The organism is Dyella koreensis (genome assembly GCF_044904565.1).
Taxonomy (GTDB): domain Bacteria; phylum Pseudomonadota; class Gammaproteobacteria; order Xanthomonadales; family Rhodanobacteraceae; genus Dyella_D; species Dyella_D koreensis.
Genome location: NZ_JADIKD010000008.1, coordinates 305,413 through 326,425 on the forward strand (window position 1 = coordinate 305,413; position 21,013 = coordinate 326,425).

The 21,013-nt window shown below is 64.7% G+C and carries 20 protein-coding genes and 1 tRNA gene; 12 read left to right on the top strand and 9 right to left on the bottom strand.

Features of this window, described 5'->3' with window-relative positions; genetic code table 11:
- The first annotated feature begins 20 nt into the window (after positions 1-20).
- The 11 genes from ruvB to ISS97_RS07075 all read left to right on the top strand — a co-directional run bounded on the left by ruvB (position 21) and on the right by ISS97_RS07075 (position 8,483).
- Positions 21-1,070: a Holliday junction branch migration DNA helicase RuvB gene (gene ruvB / locus ISS97_RS07025; RefSeq protein WP_379986975.1), complete on the top strand. Its 1,050-nt coding sequence runs from the start codon at positions 21-23 to the stop codon at positions 1,068-1,070.
- Positions 1,063-1,497, top strand: a complete 435-nt coding sequence (gene ybgC / locus ISS97_RS07030) for a tol-pal system-associated acyl-CoA thioesterase (RefSeq protein WP_379986974.1) — start codon at positions 1,063-1,065, stop codon at positions 1,495-1,497. The genes ruvB and ybgC overlap by 8 nt, the downstream gene beginning before the upstream one ends.
- A gap of 24 nt (positions 1,498-1,521) precedes the next feature.
- Positions 1,522-2,211: a protein TolQ gene (gene tolQ / locus ISS97_RS07035; protein ID WP_379986973.1), complete on the top strand. Its 690-nt coding sequence runs from the start codon at positions 1,522-1,524 to the stop codon at positions 2,209-2,211.
- A 10-nt stretch (positions 2,212-2,221) separates the two neighbouring features.
- Positions 2,222-2,668 (top strand): protein TolR, encoded by a 447-nt coding sequence (gene tolR / locus ISS97_RS07040; RefSeq protein ID WP_379987213.1) that lies wholly within the window; start codon positions 2,222-2,224, stop codon positions 2,666-2,668.
- Positions 2,655-3,590: a cell envelope integrity protein TolA gene (locus ISS97_RS07045; RefSeq protein WP_379986972.1), complete on the top strand. Its 936-nt coding sequence runs from the start codon at positions 2,655-2,657 to the stop codon at positions 3,588-3,590. Before tolR ends, ISS97_RS07045 begins: the two co-directional genes overlap by 14 nt.
- Positions 3,591-3,597: 7 nt before the next feature.
- Positions 3,598-4,914 carry a Tol-Pal system beta propeller repeat protein TolB gene (gene tolB / locus ISS97_RS07050; protein WP_379986971.1) on the top strand — a complete coding sequence of 439 codons (1,317 nt, stop codon included), beginning with the start codon at positions 3,598-3,600 and terminating at the stop codon, positions 4,912-4,914.
- Positions 4,915-5,161: 247 nt separating this feature from the next.
- Entirely contained in the window at positions 5,162-5,671 is a 510-nt protein-coding gene (gene pal / locus ISS97_RS07055; RefSeq protein ID WP_379986970.1) for a peptidoglycan-associated lipoprotein Pal, read from the top strand.
- A 2-nt stretch (positions 5,672-5,673) separates the two neighbouring features.
- The gene (ybgF, locus tag ISS97_RS07060) at positions 5,674-6,564 is read left to right on the top strand and encodes a tol-pal system protein YbgF (RefSeq protein WP_379986969.1); all 891 of its coding nucleotides are present in this window, start codon (positions 5,674-5,676) and stop codon (positions 6,562-6,564) included.
- 260 nt (positions 6,565-6,824) lie between these two features.
- A complete protein-coding gene (gene queE, locus ISS97_RS07065; RefSeq protein WP_379986968.1) occupies positions 6,825-7,532 on the top strand; it encodes a 7-carboxy-7-deazaguanine synthase QueE in 708 nt (235 codons plus the stop codon).
- 134 nt (positions 7,533-7,666) lie between these two features.
- A complete protein-coding gene (queC, locus tag ISS97_RS07070; protein WP_379986967.1) occupies positions 7,667-8,347 on the top strand; it encodes a 7-cyano-7-deazaguanine synthase QueC in 681 nt (226 codons plus the stop codon).
- A gap of 60 nt (positions 8,348-8,407) precedes the next feature.
- A tRNA-Lys gene (locus ISS97_RS07075) sits at positions 8,408-8,483 on the top strand.
- A 68-nt stretch (positions 8,484-8,551) separates the two neighbouring features.
- Here ISS97_RS07075 and ISS97_RS07080 read toward each other — a convergent pair.
- Together ISS97_RS07080 and ISS97_RS07085 are read right to left on the bottom strand one after the other, a co-directional pair.
- The gene (locus ISS97_RS07080; RefSeq protein ID WP_379986966.1) at positions 8,552-9,562 is read right to left on the bottom strand and encodes a YncE family protein; all 1,011 of its coding nucleotides are present in this window, start codon (positions 9,560-9,562) and stop codon (positions 8,552-8,554) included.
- Between the two features lie 88 nt (positions 9,563-9,650).
- Positions 9,651-11,066, bottom strand: a complete 1,416-nt coding sequence (locus ISS97_RS07085; protein ID WP_379986965.1) for a sensor histidine kinase — start codon at positions 11,064-11,066, stop codon at positions 9,651-9,653.
- 380 nt (positions 11,067-11,446) lie between these two features.
- Here ISS97_RS07085 and ISS97_RS07090 point away from each other — a divergent pair, with 380 nt between their 5' ends.
- The gene (locus tag ISS97_RS07090) at positions 11,447-11,968 is read left to right on the top strand and encodes a DUF3617 domain-containing protein (RefSeq protein ID WP_379986964.1); all 522 of its coding nucleotides are present in this window, start codon (positions 11,447-11,449) and stop codon (positions 11,966-11,968) included.
- Between the two features lie 54 nt (positions 11,969-12,022).
- Here the strand turns inward: ISS97_RS07090 and ISS97_RS07095 are convergent, their stop codons facing one another.
- The 7 genes from ISS97_RS07095 to ISS97_RS07125 form a co-directional block, all read right to left on the bottom strand.
- Positions 12,023-13,078, bottom strand: coding sequence for a class I SAM-dependent methyltransferase (locus tag ISS97_RS07095; protein WP_379986963.1), 1,056 nt, complete (start codon positions 13,076-13,078; stop codon positions 12,023-12,025).
- 163 nt (positions 13,079-13,241) lie between these two features.
- Entirely contained in the window at positions 13,242-14,231 is a 990-nt protein-coding gene (gene phnD, locus ISS97_RS07100; RefSeq protein ID WP_379986962.1) for a phosphate/phosphite/phosphonate ABC transporter substrate-binding protein, read from the bottom strand.
- A 182-nt stretch (positions 14,232-14,413) separates the two neighbouring features.
- A complete protein-coding gene (locus tag ISS97_RS07105) occupies positions 14,414-15,088 on the bottom strand; it encodes a LuxR C-terminal-related transcriptional regulator (RefSeq protein ID WP_379986961.1) in 675 nt (224 codons plus the stop codon).
- Between the two features lie 137 nt (positions 15,089-15,225).
- Positions 15,226-17,073, bottom strand: coding sequence for an ATP-binding response regulator (locus tag ISS97_RS07110; protein ID WP_379986960.1), 1,848 nt, complete (start codon positions 17,071-17,073; stop codon positions 15,226-15,228).
- Positions 17,074-17,632: 559 nt separating this feature from the next.
- Positions 17,633-18,361, bottom strand: coding sequence for a TVP38/TMEM64 family protein (locus ISS97_RS07115; RefSeq protein WP_379986959.1), 729 nt, complete (start codon positions 18,359-18,361; stop codon positions 17,633-17,635).
- On the bottom strand, positions 18,358-18,915 hold the full coding sequence (locus ISS97_RS07120) for a nucleoside deaminase (RefSeq protein WP_379987212.1): 558 nt from the start codon (positions 18,913-18,915) through the stop codon (positions 18,358-18,360). The genes ISS97_RS07115 and ISS97_RS07120 overlap by 4 nt, the downstream gene beginning before the upstream one ends.
- Before the next feature lie 274 nt (positions 18,916-19,189).
- Positions 19,190-20,956, bottom strand: a complete 1,767-nt coding sequence (locus ISS97_RS07125; RefSeq protein WP_379986958.1) for a glutamine--tRNA ligase/YqeY domain fusion protein — start codon at positions 20,954-20,956, stop codon at positions 19,190-19,192.
- Positions 20,957-21,013: the final 57 nt, after the last annotated feature.

Here is a 21,013-nt window from a genome sequence, read left to right on the forward strand (position 1 = left end):
GCCCTGCCATAATGCGCGGCATGACCGAACACCGCATCATCACCGCCGCCGCACAGATGGACGACGAAGCCCTGGAGGCATCGATCCGTCCCAAGCGGCTCGCCGAATATCTCGGCCAGCAGGCGGTGCGCGAGCAGCTGTCGATCTATATCGAGGCGGCGAAGAAGCGGGGCGGGGCGCTGGACCATGTGCTGATCTTCGGGCCACCGGGTCTGGGCAAGACCACGCTGTCCCATGTGATCGCCAACGAGCTGGGTGTGAATGTGCGCTCGACGTCGGGCCCCGTGCTTGAGCGCGCAGGCGATCTGGCAGCGCTATTGACCAACCTTGAAGCGCACGACGTATTGTTCGTGGACGAGATCCATCGTCTGTCGCCGGTGGTGGAGGAAGTGCTCTATCCGGCGATGGAGGACTTCCAGATCGACATCATGATCGGCGAGGGGCCGGCCGCACGCTCGATCAAGCTGGACCTGCCGCCGTTCACCCTGATCGGCGCCACCACGCGTGCCGGCCTGCTCACTGCACCGTTGCGTGATCGCTTCGGCATCGTGCAGCGTCTGGAGTTCTATACGCCTGAAGAGCTGGCCGCGATCGTGCGCCGCTCGGCGCGCATCCTGGGCATCGCCTGTGATGTGGATGGCGCGCAGGAAATCGCCCGCCGTTCGCGCGGCACGCCGCGCATCGCCAACCGCCTGCTGCGCCGCGTGCGCGACTATGCGGAAGTGCGCGCGGGTGGCCATATCAACCGCGAGGCAGCGCAGGCGGCGATGGATATGTTGAAGGTCGACGCCGAAGGCTTCGATGAGTTGGACCGGCGCCTGCTGACTATCATCATCGAGAATTTCGACGGTGGCCCGGTGGGTGTGGAGTCGCTGGCGGCGGCACTGAGCGAAGACCGCGGCACCCTCGAGGACGTGGTCGAGCCTTATCTGATCCAGCAAGGTTTCCTGGTGCGCAGCGCGCGTGGCCGTATGGCCAGCGCCAAGGGATGGCGCCACCTGGGGCTGACCCCTCCGCCGCGCCAGCCGCAACCGGCCGATCTGTTCACCACGGGCGAGTCCGATGTCTGAAGCCACCCCGTTGTCCCCCCCGGACAGCTTCCGCTGGCCGGTCCGCGTGTATTGGGAAGACACCGATGCCGGCGGCGTGGTCTACCACGCCAGCTATCTGCGTTTCATGGAGCGGGCCCGCACGGAATGGCTGCGCGCGCAGGGTATCGACCAATCGGCCGTCAAGGAGGCCACCGGCCTGGCCTTCCTGGTGCGCGAGATGAAGATCGATTTCTTGCGGGCGGCCCTGCTGGACGATGAACTGAGCGTGACGGTCGAGGTCCAAGAGCGGCGCGCTGCCAGTATCCTGTTCGCCCAGACGATCAGCCGGGCCGACGGTACGGAGCTGATCCGCGCGCAGGTGCGCGTGGCATGCGTAGACATCCGTCGCATGCGCCCGGCGCAGATTCCGGCCGGGATGATTCCCGGCCTACCCCCACACAAATAACCCGCGGCGGAGAACGCTCAAGCAATGAACGGTGGACTGAACATTTTCAAGCTCGTCGCGGAAGCGAGCATCCTGGTGCAGCTCGTGATGCTCGTACTGCTGGTGTTCTCCTTCCTGTCGTGGGTGATCATCATCCGCAAGCACCAGCAGTTGCGCACCGCGATGGACGAGGCCGAGGGCTTCGAGGAGCGCTTCTGGTCCGGTGCCGATCTCGCCCAGCTCTTTCGCGAGGTGAGCAACCGAGGCGCCACCGGCGGCGGCATGGAGACGGTGTTCGAATCCGGCTTCCGCGAGTTCGCCCGCCAGCGCCAGCGCAAGACGCATGACATGCGTGTGGTGATCGAAGGTTCCGAGCGTGCCATGCGCGTGGCCGGCACCCGCGAGATCGGTCGCCTCGAGCGCAACCTCGAGTTCCTCGCCAACGTGGGTTCGATCAGTCCTTATGTGGGTCTGTTCGGCACCGTGATCGGCATCATGGGCGCCTTCCAGGGTCTGGGCGAAATGAAGGACGTGACCATCGCCGTGGTCGCGCCGCACATCTCCGAAGCGCTGATCGCTACCGCCATGGGCCTGTTCGCCGCGATCCCGGCAGTGTGGGCGTACAACCGCTTCGCCAACAAGGTCGACCGCGTGGCCTCGCGCTACGAGGTGTTCCAGGAGGAGTTCTCCTCGGTGCTGCAGCGTCAGATCCAGACCGACGACGCGACGGCCTGAGGGCATGGCGATGCGTAGCTCCATGCGCCACAAGCGCTTCAAGCTCAAGTCCGAGATCAACGTCGTTCCCTATATCGACGTGATGCTGGTGCTGCTGATCATTTTCATGGTCACCGCGCCCATGATGAATCTCGGCGTCGATATCCAATTGCCGCAGACCCAGGCCAAGTCGCTGAAGGACAAGAAGGACCCGATCGTGGTCTCCGTCGATGAAGCCGGCCAGATCTACCTCAGCGCGGAAGGGTCCAAGCGTGAGCCGGTCAGCGCCGACGACTTCAAGGCGCGCATCACCGCCTATCAGAAGGCGAACCCGGAGCTGCAGGTGTTGGTGGCCGGCGACGAGCGAGCCAACTACGGCAAGGTATATCTGATCCTGCCGATCCTGCAGGAGGCCGGGGTGTCCAAGATCGGCCTGATGAGCCAGCCCGAGTCGAGCGGGAAGCATGGACGACCGTAAGGGCACGCCTAAGGCGGTCATTCTTTCCGCCGTTCTCCATCTAGGCATCGTCGCCTTCCTGGCTTTGGCGATTGTGCCGTGCTCGTTCTACGAGAGTCTGTTTGAGACCCTGCATCTGCCGGCGGGCTGGAATCCGATTGCCTGCGCCAAACCATTGGAGCTGCCGGGCCAGATCATCGAGGCCACTCTGATCGGCCCCACAGGTGCACCGCCGCCGAAGGCCCAGAAGGCCAAGCCGGTGCCGGATTCCACTCCACCTCCGCCTACCGTGCCGCCGCCGACACCGCAGGAACAAGCGCCGGTAGTGAAGACCTTGCCGCCTCCACCCGAGCATCCGGACACCAAGGATCAGGAGAAGGTGGTGGCCGACGCCTTGCAGAAGGCCGAGGACGCCAAGCGCGAGCAGGAAGAAAAGCAACGCCAGCGCCAGTCCGAGCTGGACGCCCAGGCGGCCAAGCAGAAGCAAGAGAAGCAAAAGCTTGATGAGCTGTTCGCCAAAATGGACGCGGCCGCCTCGCAGCGCTCGAAACTGGAGAACAAGGCCAAGCAGGCCAAGCAGCAGATGGAAGAGCTCAAGAACGCCCAGGACAACGGCGAAGCCAACCTGCCGAATGCTGACCAGCGCCAGACCGGCACCAATGGTCCGGACAGCCTGCTGGCGCAATACCAGGCCGCAATTCAGAACGCTGTCACCCAGAATTGGCTTCGCCCGGATAACATGCCGAGCACACCGTGCGTGGTGCATATCGTCCAGTTGCCGGGCGGCGACGTCATGAGCGCCAAGGTCGATTCAGCCTGCCCCTACGATGATGCCGGCAAGCGCTCTATCGAGAACGCCGTGCTGCGCGCTCAGCCCCTGCCTTACAAGGGCTTCGAGAGCGTGTTCAAACGCAATATTGATTTCACCTTCAGGCCGCAGTGATCAGCCCATGCGCAAATTGAGCTCTGTCTTCGCATCCGTCCTGCTGTCCGTATCGGCCCTGTTTGCCGGTACGGCCGCAGCCCAATCGCTCAACGTCGACATCGTCGGTGGCCTCAAAACCGCCACCCCGATCGCCGTGGTGCCGTTCGCCCAGGCGGGCGGGGCGCCGCTGCCGACCGACGTGGCCGACGTCATCCGCAACGATTTCAATCGCTCGGGCAAATTCCGCTCGCTGGCGAAGAGCGAGATTGTCGAGACCCCGTCCAAGGGCTCGGACATCAAGTTCCCCACCTGGCGTCTGCTCAAGCAGGACTTCCTCACCATCGGCCGCATCAGCGATGCCGGCGGCGGCATGCTGCGCGTCGAGTACGAGCTGTGGGACGTCAACAAGCAGCAGAGCATGCTGGCCCAGGCGTTCACCGCTCCGGCCGGTGACCTGCGCGGCGTAGCTCATCAGATCGCCGACCAGATCTACGAAAAGATCACCGGCGTGCGCGGTGCGTTCTGGACGCGCATCGCCTATATCACCGCAGTCGGCCTGGGTAACAACACGACCTACGCGCTGATCGTGGCCGATTCGGACGGCTATAACCCGCAGGTGGTGGCCCGTTCCCGCGAGTCGCTGCTGTCGCCGCACTGGTCGCCGGATGGCAAGAAGATCGCCTACGTCTCCTTTGAGAGCGGCAACTCGGCCATCTATGTGCAGGACATCACCACCGGCTCGCGCCAGCTGGTGTCTGCCCGTCCCCGCGGCATCAACAGCGCTCCGGCCTGGTCGCCGGACGGCAGTAAGCTGGCCATCTCGCTGTCCTACTCGGGCAACCCCGAGATCTATGTGATGGATGTGGCCAGCCGCCAGGAAACCCGCCTGACCAAGACCCTCTCCATCAACACCGAGCCGGTCTGGTCGCCGGATGGCCAGAGCATCTACTTCACCTCGGATCGCTCGGGCCGCCCGCAGATCTACCAGACGCCCGCCTCGGGCGGCGGTGCCACCCGCATCAGCTTCCAGGGTCAGAACAACTTGAGCGCCGACGTCAGCTACGACGGCAAGCAGATCGCCATGGTGCAGGGCAACGGGAACGTGTATCGTATTGCGGTCATGGACCGCAGTCTGGGTGGGCAGGTGCGCTTCCTCTCGCCGGGCCCGATTGACGAGTCCCCGAGCTTCGCACCCAATGCAAGCATGCTGTTGTACGCCGCAACCGAAGGACGTCGCGGTGTTTTGTATGCCGTCTCGGCCGACGGTCAGGTTCGCCAGCGCCTCGTACTTTCCGATGGTGACGTGCGCGAACCGTCCTGGGGTCCGTACCGGCAGCGATGATTTTTGTGGCTGCGGCGCGTGAGCGTCGCGGCCGGACGATTAGGGTCGACAGATGGGCCTTGGCCTGGCTGTCGGTCCGGTCACCGACCGGGCTTCGCGGCCCTGGCTGGTGAGGCCGGCAGGGCAGAGCAGCGCGCTGCCGGCGCCAAGGTGTCAAAATAACAGCCGGTCCACCGGCGATCACTGTCCTGTAACCGCAATCGTTATTGACTGTCGGAACTCAAACCCGTTTGAAGGAACGTCCACCATGAATAAGACCGTTCGCGTCGCTCTGGTCGCCCTGCTCTGTGTTGGCGCGGCCGCTTGCTCCAAGAAGCAGGAAGTCAAGCCGCAGCCGCAGGCTGAGCAGACCCCTGTGACCGAAGCCCCGGCCACTGGCGCCGGCAAGTACACCCCGGAAGATCTGGACCGTGACGCATGCCTGCGTCAGCGCGTCGTCTACTTCGACTTCGACAAGACCGAGATCAAGCCGGAGTTCCAGCAGATCATGGCTTGCCACGCCAAGTACCTGCAGGACCGCCCGACCGCCCAGATCCGTCTGGAAGGCAACACGGACGAGCGCGGCACCCGTGAGTACAACCTGGGCCTCGGCGAGCGCCGCGGCAACGCTGTCTCCAGCGCCCTGACCGCCGCCGGCGGTTCGGCCAGCCAGCTCAACGTGATCAGCTACGGCAAAGAGAAGCCGGTGTGCCGCGAGCACAACGAGGACTGCTGGAGCAAGAACCGTCGCGTCGAGATCGTCTACACGGCGAAGTAAGCATGACGAAGCGACTGGCTAACAGCTTTACAGCCAGGCTAGGCATGGCGGGCGCAATTGCGTCCGCCATGCTTTTTGCCGTTCCGGCACTGGCCCAGGATTCACGCCTCAGTCTGGCCGACCGCGTTTCGCGGCTCGAGCAGCAGGCGCAAAACCAGGATCAGGGCGGTATCGGCATGGTCAATCAGATGCAGCAACTGCAGGCGCAGGTGCAGCAGCTGCAGGGCCAGATCGAGGAACTGCAGCATCAGCTGCAGGAGGTCCAGGACAAGAACAAGGCGCAGTACGTGGATCTCGATTCACGCATCGGGCGTCTTGAAAACGGCGGTGCCGCAGGCGCCGCTGGCGGCGGCAATAACGCAGCCGCGAACCCCGGCAACCCGGCCGGCTCAGCCAATGCCAATCCGGCGCCTGCGGCACCCGCCGCGGCTGCGACAGATGCCAAGGGCAAGGGCGGCAAGCCCCCGTCCACGCCGGCTAATGCAGCACCGGCGGCCGATGCCGCAGGTGCGCAGGCCGTCTATGACGCGGCGTTCAAGTCGTTGCGCGGCGGCGACTATGTGCAGGCGTCACGCGGCTTCCGCACTTTCATCCAGCAGTACCCGGACAGCCCGTTGACGCCGAACGCGTATTACTGGCTGGGCGAGTCCTACTATGTGACCATGAACTACCCGGTTGCGCTCGAGGCTTTCCAGCGCCTGCTCAGCCAGTTCCCGCAGAGCGACAAGGCGCCCGACGCCATGCTCAAGCTCGGCTACAGCCAGCTCGAACTGAAGCAGGGCGATGCGGGCAAGGCGACGCTGAAGTCGGTAACCACCAAGTATCCGGGTTCCAAGGCTGCCAGCCTGGCCCAGGAGCGCCTGCGCCGCCTGCAGCTGCAGCCGGCCAACTGAGGTGTGAGAGTCTGCTCCATGCTTCCCCATAGCCCGCGTTGCTCGCGTGCGCCCGGCAGGGAATGGTGTGTGGCGCAATGCCTGACTGGCTGTCAGGTCAAGCCGCGCGGCGCTTCCTGCCGGGCGCACGTGAGCAACCCTGCGGGCCGGGTCTGTTTGCCCGCATGCCGGCGTCATCACTCGGTTGTGTACGGACGTACACGCCCTCGTTCTTCCTTGCCCTGCGCGCAAACAGCTCCCGGCGCGGGCTATGGGGAAGCATGGAGCAGACTCTTGTGAGTGGCAGTAACGCGAGCGTGGCGCCAACCACGTCGACACCGGCCGTGGCCGAGCGCCTGCGCATCACCGAAATCTTCCATTCGATCCAGGGCGAGGCCGATGCGATCGGCTGGCGCACCGTGTTCGTGCGCCTCACCGGCTGCCCCTTGCGCTGCGTGTGGTGCGATACCGAGTACTCGTTCTACGGCGGCGACTGGCGCGCGATGGACGACATCCTTGCCGAGGTCGCCTCGCATGGTGCGAAGCACGTCTGCGTCACCGGCGGCGAGCCGCTGGCGCAGAAGCGTTGCCTGATCCTGCTGCAGCGCCTGTGCGATGCCGGCTATGACGTGTCGCTGGAAACCTCCGGCGCGCTGGATGTCTCCGCTGTCGATCCGCGCGTACGCAAAGTGATGGATCTGAAGGCGCCGGATTCCGGCGAGAGCAAGCGCAACCTCTGGTCGAACCTCGATCACCTGCTGCCGCACGACCAGGTAAAAGTCGTGATCGCCAGCCGCGCCGACTACGAATGGGCGCGCGATGTCGTGGCGGAACACGCCATCGACCGCCGCTGCATGGTCCTGTTCTCGCCGGTGCATGGCGCTGTACAGCCGCGCGAACTGGCCGAGTGGATCATCGAGGACAAATTGCCGGTGCGCTTCCAGTTGCAGTTGCACAAGCTGCTATGGAACGACGCGCCGGGTCATTGATGGATCATGCCTCCCGTATGCGGGAGGTATTGCTGCGCGGCGAGCCGTCGTAGCCTGTTTCACGCGCGCCGGCCTGTGTTGCCGGTGGCGCTTTCCGGCCGGTGACCGGCCTGACTCCAGTGTGGATATCACCCATGTCCGAAGCTTCTCCCCGCAAGGCCGTCATCCTCGTTTCCGGAGGCATGGATTCGGCTGTCACTATCGCCATCGCTCGCGAACAGGGTTATCAGGTGCATGCCTTGAGCGTGGCCTATGGCCAGCGCCACAGTTCCGAGCTGGAGGCCTCTGCGCGTGTTTCGCATCTGCTCGGCGCGGTGGAGCACAAGACCGTGCACGTCGATCTGCGCTCCATTGGCGGCTCCGCGCTTACCGCGGATATCGACGTGCCCGAGGAGGGCGGTGAAGGCATTCCGGTGACCTATGTGCCGGCGCGCAACACCATCATGCTGTCGATCGCGCTCGGTTGGGCCGAAGTACTCGGTTCCAGCGACATCTGGTGCGGCGTCAACGCGGTGGACTACTCCGGCTACCCGGACTGCCGCCCCGCTTTTATCGAGGCTTTCGAGCAGCTCGCCAATGTGGCGACCAAGGCCGGTGTCGAAGGGGCGGGCATCCGCATCCATGCGCCGCTGATGCGCATGAGCAAAGCCGACATCGCGCGTGAAGGACTGCGCCTGGGAGTCGATTTCGCCGAAACCGTGAGCTGCTATCAGGCCGACGCGCAAGGCCGCGCCTGTGGCCATTGCGATGCCTGCCGCCTGCGCGCGCAGGGCTTCCGCGAGGCGGGGCTGGCTGATCCCACCCGTTATGTCTGAATCACTTTGGGTTGTGTCGCAGGCCCGCAGACCTTAAAATTGCGGGCTTGGCTTGATGCCGGGTCGTTAGCTCAGTCGGTAGAGCAGTAGACTTTTAATCTATTGGTCCCGAGTTCGAATCTCGGACGACCCACCAATGCAAAGCCCGCCTGGTTTGATCCAGGCGGGCTTTTTTTTGCGCGAGCAGCAGCGCAATGTGTTGGCTTAGTGCGATCCCGCGACCAGCAGGGTGAAGCCAGTCACCGGCGCACCCTTGGCCGCTGGATTGGCCGCGACCAGATAGACGCGATGCTGCTGCGCATCGAGCGCCATGGTGCGTGCGCCCTTCTGCGTGGGTGCGTTGGCGGCGACGGTGTAGTGATCCGCGTCGTCCTGGTGCACGACAGTCAGCGTGCCTTCGCCATTGGAGCTGAAGACCTGCTTCGTCTGCGGGTCGAATGCCGCGGCATCGGGGCCCTTGCCGATCGCCAGCTTGGCGACCTGGTGACCGTCGCGCGCATCCGTCACCACCATCAGCTGGTTGTCGCATACCGAGAACAGGCGCTGGTTGGCGTCGTCGAAGGCCAGGCCACTGGGCGAGTCGCAAGGTGCCAGCGGCCAGGTATGCGCGACCTTGCCGGCTTTCAGGTCGACGTGCACCAGCTGGCTGGTGTCTTCCAGATTCACATACAGATTGCCTTTGCCATCGGTCACCGCGAATTCCGGCTTGCCGGACAGGGCGATGGTGGTCAGCTCCTTGCCCGCGGCAGGATCGATCACACTGATGTTGTTGCTGTGGCCATTCATGGTCAGCACGTGGCCGCCGGCGTCATCGAACACGATGGCATCCGGGTTCTTGCCGCTCACCGGAATCTGGCCGACGACTTTCAGCGCATCGAGATCGATCACGCTGACGTTGTCGCCTTTGCCATTACTGACATAACCGCGACGCCGCGCTGTCGCCAGCGCCACGCCGTGCGCGTGCTGCATGCCGGCGATCTCGCCAGTCAGTTTGCCGGTATTCGCATCCACCACCATCACGCGGTCGTTGCGGGCAATGAAGATGCGGTGCGTCGTGGGATCGAGGCTGAGGTAATCCCAGCCACCTTCACCGCCAAGCGCATAGCGCTGCTGGACGGTATAGCTGGGCGCTGGTTTGGCGGGTGTGGAGGCTGCCGAGCCGATAGCGGGCAGCAGAGCGGAAAGGACGGCGAGCATGACGGGAGAGGCTTTCATCGCGGGCTCCGGTGCCGGGAGGGCAGGCAAATAGGTGGCGCGGAGCATGGAGCCGGATGATTAGCGCTCGCTGTGGCTCATAGGGGCCCTAGCTTGCGTGTCGCCAGATTGGGGTGGGTTTGCGGCCACGCGGAGCACGGCTGCGTTCGGCGGCTGGCGCTTCCGGCAGATCGAACCAGAAGGTGCTGCCGCGGCCAGGTTCGGAGCGAAGGCCGATGCGGGTGCCGAGCAGGCGCGCCAGCCGGTCGCCGATGGCCAGGCCCAATCCGTAGCCATCGCGGCGCAGTGCTTCGGCAGCCGGGAGTTGCACGAATTCCTCGAAGATCTGTTGTTGCTGATCGGAGGCGATGCCGGGGCCGTTGTCGCGGACCTCGATGCGTATCGATTGGCCGCGACGCCGTGCCGCAATCAACACGCGTCCCAGAGGCGCATTGGCGATGGCGTTGCTGGCGAGTTGCAGCAGCAGGTTGGCCGCGAGTTCCGCATCGCCGTGCAGATGATGGCGGCTGTCATGCCAGACCACCGTTGCGCCGTGGCGCGAGGCTTCCTCGTTGAGCCACTGACGGTCGTGCAGGAACAGTTCGGTGACACTGAACTCCACCGGCTTCACCGTTACCACACCGGCATCCAGTCGCGACATTTCCAGCAGCGCATCAAGCAGCCGGGTCATCGAGGCGATGCTGGTGCGCATGTGTGCCAGCAACGCTTGCTGGTCGGTATCGGTACTGGGATGCAGGTTCGCAGTGAACAGCTGCAGGGCTTGCAGCGGCTGGCGGAAATGATGGTTCACCAACGCGATGAAACGCGCCTTGCTGCGCGTCGCTGCCTGGTTCTGGTGCGTGGCATTGCCCATCTCCTCAGAAGAGTCGAGCGCGAGTGCCGTCTGCTCGCGTCGCCCGGCCAGTATCGGCAACGCCTGCTCGATGCGCGCGAATGCTTCCGGCAGTCCGGCGCTGCTGGCTGGCAGGGGGAGCCCATCCAGGCAGGCATCGAGCATGCCTTGCACTTTCAGCAAAGGCTGAGTGACCTGACGGCGCAGCGTCCAGCGCGCTATCCATGCCAGCAGCAGGATGCCCGCGGCGCACAGCGCACCCAACAGCCAGGTAATGGCCTGCGCGCGGCGCAAGGGCTGCAAGTCGGCTTGCATGGTCAGGGTGGGACGGCCGCCGTCGATCGCGGAAAGGACGCGCCGGTAATTACCGGCGCGCTGATCCGCCACCGGCTGGCCACTGCTCCAGTGGCGTCCGTTCGGATGCTGCAATTCGACGTGGCGCAGGCCACCTTCGCGCAGGGCTGCGTCAAGCAGGGGTTGTGGTGCGTCGATGCTGGCCGCGATCGTTCCGGCCAACTGCTCGATGCGCGAGGCGAGCTGGGCATCCAGGCGTTCGCCCTGCACGTTGGCGACCTGTGCGGTCAGGGCCAGCACCAGGGCCAGCGCGGCGAGCGTCACCGGCAATACCGCATCGAGAAACAGGCGGTTGAGGAGCTTGATCCGCGGATCCATGCGTTCAGCCTCCCGGCAGGTGTCGCGAGGCGGCCGTCCCGGTGGGCGTTGCGGGCAAGTCGGGTCGATGCAAGATGACGGCACAAGTTTTCGGCATGACGCTGCCTGGCTGTCGTTGCGAGTAGGGCGCGCAAGCGCTGTCTGCCGTCCCTGGCACTTTGCATGCACTTATCTATGCATGCACTCTAGGAGAGTCCGCGCGGAGGTTCGATACGCTCTTTGAACTAGCTATCTCGGATATAGAACGAATGGACTACATAGGGCTGTTCAAGGCATCCGCGGGATGCCGCGGGCCCGCATGACGCCGTCACGTTTTGTCGCTACCTTGAGCGGCCTGCGGCCCGGCATGGGCCGCCCGCATCGTCACCAGGGAGATCGCCATGTCCGTTCGTTTCCGCCCGCTGCTTGTCCTGTCCATATTCTGTCTCGCCGGTACCGCACTGGCGGTCGAACTTCCGTCCAACCTGCCCAAGCGCAAGCCCGGCCTGTGGGAAATGCAGATGAGTGGCATGGGCGGCCAGCCGCAGATTATGAAGCTGTGCGTTGACGAGGCGACCGATCAGACCATGTACCAGATGGGCGCCCAGATGAGCGGCTCGATGTGCAGCAAGTACGAGCTCAGTGTAAAGGGCAACACGGTGCTCGCGGACGGTGTGTGTTCGATGCCGGGCCCACAGGGAAACATCACCATGACCAGCCACAGCGAGACCCGCTTCGACGGCAACACCTCGTACAAGACCGACGGTCACATCAAGTACGACCCCGCCGTGATGGGGCGCTCCGAAGCCACAGTGACCAGCACCGGTCGCTGGGTCGGCGCCTGCGCCGCCGGACAGAAACCCGGCGACATGGTCATGCCGAACGGCACGGTGATGAACATCAAGGACATGGGCGGCAAGTAAGCCGCGCCGGCCAGCATGGGTGACGATGCGGACCATCGTCACCCGCGCGCGACATCACGGCCGCGCTTCGTAAATCAGGTTGAATGGCGTCTCGGTGGCGCGCCGGAAATGTCGGAAGCCGCCCTCGGTCACCACGTTGCGCATGCGCGCCTCGCCTGCCTGGGCGCCCAGGCACAGGCCTACTTCCTGCGCGCGCGAGGCCGGCGTGCAGATCATGGTGGAGGCGGAATAGAACACGCGTCCCACCGGATTGAGATTGTCCTGCAGTGCGTCGTTGGCGAACGGCTCGACGATCATCCAGGTGCCGTCCGGCTTCAGCGAATCGAGCACATGGCGCGACGCGCCGACCGGGTCGCCCATGTCGTGCAGGCAATCGAATACCGCCACGAAGTCATAGTCCTTGCCCGGATAGGTCTTGGCCGCCGCCACTTCAAAGCGCACGCGGTCGGCGACACCCGCCCGCTCGGCGGCCCTGTTGGCCCATTCGATCGACGGCCCGTGATAGTCATAGCCGACGAAGCGCGAGGCCGGATACGCCTGTGCCATCAGCAGGGTCGAGGCGCCGTGGCCGCAGCCGACATCGGCGACTGTCGCGCCAGCCTTTAGCCTGGCCTCGACGCCGTCCAGAGCCGGTATCCATTCCGATACCAGGTGCGCGGCATAGCCCGGGCGGAAGAATTTCTCGGTGCCATGGAACAGCCAGGCGTCGTGCTGATGCCAGCCGTAGCCGGCGCCGGTGCGGAAGGCATCGATCAGCTGCGGCACTGATTTCAGTGCACCCAATGAAGCGAGAAACGCACCGGGAAGGTACGCCGGGCTGTTTTCGTCGGCGAGCGCGAACGCCTGTTCTTCGCTGAGGCTGAACTGCTGCGTTGCGGGGTCATACATGGCGTAGCCGCTGGCGGCCTGCGCGCTGAGCCACTCGCGCACATAGCGTTCGTCGGTCTGTGTTTTGCTGGCCAGTTCGGCCGGTGTCATGGGGTGTTCGGCGAGTGCCTTGTATAGCCCGAGCGACTCGCCGATAACCACCGTGCCGGCGTGTAGCGAAGCGCCGAAGTCCTGTACGAACTTGCCGACAAAGTCGTTGAGCTTGTTCATGTCCAAAGCCATGGCAGTCTCCTGCGTCGTGAGGGGCGCTGAGCATCCTTTCCCGGCAGGGTGCATGCGTGGCTAGGGGCGGCGATCACGGGTCACGCGGAATGAGGATGATTGATCCGATCAAGCCGCGGTGCCATACCACCGAAGCGCTATGCATCAGACCGGCAAGTGTTGCTCACGGCTGTGGTGACGCGATCAGCTGGTGCACCATCGTCTCGTGATCGCTGTCGAGTTTCTTCAGGCGTGCATTGAGTGCCGCCTCGTTGACCCATTGCGCACTGAGCGCACGGCGACGTTCCAGCGTGTAGGCCATGTCGGCGAAGGGCACCAGGGTTTCGTTGCCGGCGGGTGCAAAGCCGCTGATGTCGTGGATCAGTTTGAGCTTGGCCCGTTCCGCTGCGGCGTTCTTGCCTTTGGCATAAGTGGTGATGAAGCTGGTGACGTGCTGGCGCAGTTCCGGCGCAAGGTCGGTGCGTATGATCACCACTGCATGAGGAATCAGGCTGGACGTCCACAGGATCCGCAGCCGCGCGTACTGCTCGGGGAAATGGATGGCGAAGCGTTCCAGGTCGGCGGTGTTGTTGGTGGCGATGTCGGCTTCCTTGTTCGCCACCGCTAGCGCGTTGTTCTGATGGTTGTCCACCGTGACGCTGGCAAAGAAGGTGTCCGAATCCAGCTTGCGGTTGGCGAACAGTTGAGTTTCCGGCACCACGTAACCGGATACGGACAACGCCTCGCCGCGCGCATAGCGCCAGTGCCCGGCACGCCGGAAGACGTCGTCCAGGCTGTGGATGGGCGAGTTCTTTTCCACCAGCAAGACGGAGTAGTAGCCGCGCGAGCTGTCGCCGCGGGTCAGTTGGGCGATGACCTGCATCTGATCGCGGGCCACGGCGTCGAGCGCGAGCTTGCCGGAGACAAACGCCAGGTCAATGCGATTCTCAGTCAGTGCCTGAGCCAGGCCCTCATAGGTGCTGACTGAAACGCTGCGCACCGGGCGGTGCAGGGCACGCCCCATGTCGTCCAGCAAAGGGCGCCATGCTTCCAGCGATTCGGAAGGCCCGCCGATAGGCAGGATGCCGAAGGTCAGCGGACGCTCGCTGCCGGGCGTCGCGGCCCGCACGGTCCAGCCGGGCAGGACCAGCAGCACGGCCAGCAGTACGCGCAAGACCAGCCCCAGCGCACCTGTCGATGCGCGACGGCACCTGACGTCGGCGGCCCATCCCCTGCACACAGCTTCGTCTCCCCGGATGGCTGGCGAAGCATACGCCATGTGCACCATGGAGAAGGTGCCGCGGGATGAGTTTTGCGCGTTGCGAACGATGGCCATCCTGGCCTGGGCCAGCATTCCTAGATGCCGCTGATGCGGCGGGAGGCGACCACCGCCTCGACCCGGTTGCGCACGTTGAGCGCGCGGAAAATTGCGGCCAGATGGATTTTCACTGTGCCTTCACTGATGCCCAGATCGCGGGCGATCAGCTTGTTGGGTTTGCCCTGCGAAAGCAGCCGCAACACATCGATCTGGCGTTCGGTGAGCAGCTTGCGCAGGCGCTCTTCCAGCGAGCGCGAGGCTTCCGCGAGCGTGCCGCCAAAGCTGGACGGCGCCTGCGTGGCCACGTGGTTTTCTTCCAGCATCATCGGTGGCACATAGGTGCCGCCGGAAAGCACCAGGCGCACGGCGGAAAGCATCACTTCGGGCGAATAGGCTTTGGGAATGAAGCCATGGGCGCCCATCCCCAGCAGTTCTTTCATCAGCGTCGGCTCCTCCGAGCCGGACAGCACGATCACCCGCAGCCGCGGCAGGGTCTCGATGATCTCGGCCAGATGCGCCGTGCCGTGTCCACCCGGCATAGCCAGGTCGACCAGGGCCAGGTCAAAGCTATCGGCTTCGTCGCCGTGAATGAGGCGGCGCAGCTCGTCCACATCCATCGCTTCCGCGAACTCGGTGTCCGGCCCAAGCTCGGCGAGCTTGAGCTTGACCCCTTCAACGATCAGCCGATGGTCGTCCGCGATCAGTATCCGCATGTCGCTCCCCAGTGCGTCCGCACAGATCCTCTGTTGCGGTATGCGCCACGGCAACATAGTCCGGGCAAGAGCCCACGGCAACAGGGCGGGGGCTTTCCATACGGCCTAGGCTCTAGGTGATAGGGAGGCCGTGATGCTCAGACCTCGTGTTTGGCGGCGTTCCACACCGTCACCATCGCTTCGCGCAGCTGTTCCGGCGATACCGGCTTGTAGAGCACCGGGATCTTGGCCGCCATGATTTCGCGTAGCCGGTCGCTGCGTGTTTCGCCGGTGATCAACAGGCGGGGGAAGGGCTCGGCGCCGTCGCGCAGGAAATGCCGGTCCAGGGCGGCCAGTACTTCCAGGCCGCTTTCGTTGTCGCGCAAGCGCAGGTCCGAGATCACGATGTCCGGCGGTTGCGACCACGATTCCACCGCTTCCAGCGCCTGAGTGCGGTCCTCCGCCACAGCCACGTCGCAGCCCCAGCCGCGCAGCAGATAGCGGATGCCGGAAAGAATGGCCGGCTCGTCGTCGATCACCAGCACACGCATGCCGGTGACATCCAGTGTTGCCGGGTCCACTTCGGTTTGCTGCGGATGCTGTGGCGGCACTTCCGGTAGGTGGAAGCTGAAAACACTGCCACGTCCCGGCGTGGACTTCAGTTGCACGCGCGTGTCCAGCAATTCCGCCAGACGCTGCACCGTGGCGAGACCCAGCCCGAGGCCGCGGCGCGGGCCGGAATCGTGCTCGCCGGTGCCATGGCAATCGACGCGATAGAACTCATCGAACACGCGCGCCTGATGCTCGGGCTCGATCCCGCTGCCGGTGTCCCACACGTCCACCCGCACCGTTCCGTCCAGCCGATGCCGCGCGACAACCAGCACGCCGCCCTGGCGGGTATAGCGCAAAGCGTTGCTGACCAGGTTGTTGAGGATGCGCGCCAGCATGGTGCGGTCACTGCGCACCCACAGATGGGTAGCGCGCATCACCAGGCGCAGCCCGTGTTGCTCGGCGATCATGCGGAAATTGCGGCTGACTTCTTCGAACACATGGTCGAGCGAAAACTCGCTGATCTCGATCTGCATCGCGCCGGTTTCCAGTCGCGACAGATCCAGTAGTTCGCTGAAGAGATGATCCAGCGCTTCCACACATTCCTGGATATGCGCGATGCGATCGAGCCGCACCGGATCGCGTTCGTCCACCGCCAGCGACGAGGAAAACAGCGTGAGCGCGTACAGCGGCTGGCGCAGGTCGTGCGAGGCGGCAGCCAGGAAACGTGCCTTCGCCACGCTGGCCGCTTCCAGTGCGGCGTTCTTGCGCGCCAGTTCTACGGTGGCGTGCTCGATTTCCTGTTCCATGCCGCGCTGCACGTCGTACAGCGCCGAGGCGGCGGCATTGAAGCCGCGCTGCAGTTCGCCGATTTCGCTCTGGTCGGTGACCTCCACTTCCACCTTGCGGTCGCCACGTCCGAGCTGATGCACGGCGCCGGCGAGGCGGCGTAGCGGTGCGCTGATCCAGTGCGCGGCCTGCCAACCGATCACGCCAGCGATGAACAGGCTGAGCGCGAGCGCGATCAACGCATTGCGCAGACTGGCGCGCTGCGCGGCGATAGCCTCGCTCATGCTCACATCGACCAGCACTGAGCCGATCGTCGGCTGCAATGGCTGGTCGCTGTCCTTCACGTCGTGCACCACCGTCAATACGTCGCTGGGGCGCCTGCTGATGCTGCCGCGACTGTCGGCCAGGATCTCGCCGTCGCTGGCGCGGATCTGCACGTGGGCGACGTGCGGCAACTCGCTGATCGATTCCGCGATGCGCTTTATGTCGCGCCGCTGCATGTCGCGGATCGGATCGACCGAGATGGAGGCGGCCTGCGTGGCGATGGCGTCGGCAGTGCTCTGCGCCATGCTGCGCAGGCTGTTCAACTGATAGCGGGTGAGCATGATCACCAGCAGCGCAGCGGTGACCAGCGTAGGCACAAGGGCGATGAAGGCAAGGCGCTGCATCAGCGATGTGCGCCGCCACAAACGTATCGCCCACGAGTTCACCCCTGCACCCATCGGCCCTCATCCCCTTGCGGCGCATCTTGCTCCGGCGATGGGGAGCCTAGCGCGAAAAGGGGTGGGGGGGAGCTAGGCCATACGGGTTGTGGCGGGGCTTGCGCCCTCTGTCTTTGGGGCGAGGGTTCGGCCCTTGCGTTATGTCTCCTACTCGTCATCCCTGTGTAGGCAGGAGGCGCTTTACAACAGCGAAGCTGGTCATCCAGTGGCGCAGTGGCGTTGTCGCTCGGTTGTTGCGTCTGCGTGCCCTGGCTCGCCTGCGGCGGGCTTCCGAACCGCTGCCGCGGTCCGGGTCACTTTCTCTTTGCTGGCCCAAAGAGAAAGTAACCAAAGAGAAATGGCCTGAGAGCAGGCGGCGTGCTTTGTAGCTACGCATCTTCCAGTGTCAGACCTCGGAATGATTTTCTTCGGGGCCTGATAGTCCACTCCTCGGCGCCGCGCAACTGCTCCCTCTCCCCTCCGGGGAGAGGGCTGGGGTGAGGGGTGGGTGCTCGGGATGGCGCGGCTACTTGGTGTCGTTGTCCCGCAACCCACTCATCCTGCGCTTGCGCGTTATCCGCTCGATCAGCAGGGGGAGCAGGGCAAGCAGGCCGATGGCGCCGAGGGGGAGCAGGATTTGCCGTTGCATCAGCAGGGAGGCTTCGAAGTGGCCGCTGGTGCGGGCGAGGGCTTCGCCGAGGCCGGCGCCGATGGAGGTTTCGAAGATCAGGGCGACGGTGCCGCCGAGCCAGCTGGCGCCAAGGAAGAGCCACAACGGGCAACGCAGCCAGGCGAGGCAGACGGTGATGAGGCCGAAGGGGGCGACGGGAACGAAGCGGAGGAACAGGGTGTAGGCGACGGGGTGACGTTCGAAGCCGTGGTGCAGGCGGTCGACGAAGGCGGGTGGGTGTTTGCTGCCAGCGCCGAAGGCGTAGCGGCTCGCCAGGAACAGGATCAGGGTGCCCAAGGTCAGGCCGATGGAGGCGTAGATGGTGCCTTCCACGGCGCCGAAGGCGAAGCCGCCGGCGAGGATGATCACCACCGTGCCGGGGATGCCAGTGGACATGGCCAGGGTGAGCAGGCCGATGAAGGCGATGCGGCTGAGCCAGGGGCTATCGGCGATCTGGGCCTGAAGTTGCGCCTGGTGCCGCACCAGTTGTTCCGGGTGCAGCTGATCGAGCGCGCCGGATGCGAACAGCACGATGCCGGCGAGTGCCAGCAGGAGCAGTGGCAGCGCGGCGCGCAGTCGGCTCAATAGCTTTGGCCGCGGGCGCCGTAGGTGGCCAGCACGCTGCGCGCCTGCTCACGCAAGATATCGCGGCGCACCGTGATGCCACGGCGTTCCAGTTCGCCGATCCAGTCGGCCGGCAGCGGGCCCTCGTCGAACTCGGTGAGTTCTTCCACGTCCTCGGCGCGCGCGCCGATCAGTAGTTCGTCCACGCCGGCCCACACAGTGGCGCCATAGCACTGGCAGCAGGGCTGTGCGCTGGTGGCCAGGCTGTAGCGGCCGCCGTCGGCGTTGATGCGGAAGCTGGCAAGGCGCTGCTGCGCACTCATGTACGCCATCATCTCCGCGTGCGCCACCGAGCAGGTCTGCGGCACCACGCGATTCACGCCGACCGATACGAGGCGCCCTTCCGCATTGAACACGGCCGCGCCGAATGGACCGCCATGGCTGTGTTCGATGTTATGGCTCGACAGCATGATCGCCAGGCCGACGCGTTCTTCATCGGTGACGTAGCGTTTGCTGGTGTCGACGATATCGCCAAGCCATGGTGGCAGGGTGAGATGGATCTGCAACGGCAGCAGCATGCGTAGAGCCTCTTTATGGTCTCCCCGTGGCCCGCGCCGGGATCTGTTTGCGCGCAGGCCAAGGAAGAACGAAGGAGTGTACGTCCGTACACGACTGAGTGATGACGCCGGCCTGTGGGCAAACAGACCCGGCCCGGAGGGTTGCTGTTGAGTGGCCGCCATGCGGCAGCGCGCGGCTTGACCTGGCAGCCAGCCAGGCGCTGCGCCACGCGCTACCACCTGACAGCCACTCAACAGCAACGCGGGCCACGGGGAGACCATAAAGAGGCTCTTACCCTCCTTGCTTGGCCCAGGTATCGCGCAACGTCACGGTGCGGTTGAACACGGGTTTGTCCGCGCGATGCTCGATGCGGTCCGCCACAAAGTAACCCAGGCGCTCGAACTGGAAGCGCTGCTCAGGCGCCGCGACGGCCGCGGCCGGTTCCAGCCACGCCTGCACCACGCGCTTGGCCTCGGGGTTGATGTGTTCGATCCAGCTCTTGCCGTCGCTCTCGTCGTCCGGCGCTGCCACATTGAACAGGCGGTCGTAGATGCGCACTTCGGTGGCGACACCATGGCGCGCGCTGACCCAATGAATGGTGCCCTTCACCTTGCGGTCGGCGCCCGGCATGCCCTGGCGCGATTCGAGGTCCAGCGTGCAGCGCAGTTCGATCACGTTGCCGGCGGCGTCCTTGATCAGTTCCTCGCATTTCACGATGCCCACACCACGCAGGCGCACTTCGCCTTCCGGCTTGAGGCGATGGAAGCCCTTCGGCGGCACCTCGGCGAAGTCCTCGCGCTCTATCCACAGCTCGCGCGAGAACGGCACGTTGCGCGTGCCGAAGCTCTCATCCTTCGGATGGTTGGAGAACACCAGCGATTCTTCGTGATCTTCCGGCAGGTTGGTGATCACCAGCTTGAGCGGATCGAGCACCGCCATGCGGCGCGGCGCGCTGGTGTCGAGATCCTCGCGTACGCAGTTCTCGAAGATGGCGTAGTCGATCACGCTGTTCTGCTTGCTGACGCCCAGGCGCTCGATCAGCAGGCGAATGCCGCCCGGCGTGAAACCGCGGCGGCGCAGGCCGCGCAGCGTGTTCATGCGCGGATCGTCCCAGCCGTCCACCAGCCCTTCGTTCACCAGCTGCGCGAGCTTGCGCTTGCTGGTGATGCAGTAGCTGAGGTTGAGGCGCGAGAACTCGATCTGCCGCGGCTTGGCCGGCTCGGTCTTGAAGCCGCCTTCACGCAGGTGCTGCCACAGCTCCGGATGGTTGACGAGGTCGACCTTGTCGACGAACCAGTCGTACAGCGGGCGATGGTCTTCGAATTCCAGCGTGCACAGCGAATGGGTGATGCCTTCCAGCGCGTCCGAGAGGCAGTGCGCGTAGTCGTACATCGGGTAGATCGGCCACGCGTCGCCGGTGTTCTGGTGGGCGATCTTGCGGATGCGGTAGATGGCCGGGTCGCGCATGTTGATGTTGCCCGACGTCATGTCGATCTTCGCGCGCAGCGTCTTGGCGCCGTCGGCGAACTCACCCTCGCGCATGCGGCGGAACAGGTCGAGGTTTGCCTCCACGCTACGCTCGCGGTGCGGAGAGTTGCGGCCCGGCGAGGTCAGGGTGCCGCGGTACTCGCGCATCTCGTCGGCGTTGAGGTCGTCCACGTAGGCGTGGCCGTCGCGGATGAGTTTGACCGCGGCGTCATAGAACACCTCGAAGTAGTCGGAGGCGTGGCGCAGGTCGTGCCAGTCGTAGCCGAGCCAGCGCACGTCGTCCTTGATGCCTTCGACGAACTCGGGGTCTTCCTTGCCCGGATTGGTGTCGTCCAGGCGCAGGTTGCACCAGCCGGTGAATTCGGCGGCGATACCGAAGTTCAGGCAGATCGCCTTGGCGTGGCCGATGTGCAGGTAGCCGTTGGGCTCGGGCGGGAAGCGCGTGCGGATCGCGTGATGCTTGCCGCTGGCCAGGTCGTCACGAATGATCTGGCGCACGAAGTCACGTTGACCCTCGGCCGGTACGGCGGTGGCGGGCGTGGTTTCGGCGGCGGGATTTTCGATCGACATCGGAACGGGACTCGCAAACGGTGGCTGAAACAGCCAAGTTTACCCTGTCCCTGTGCC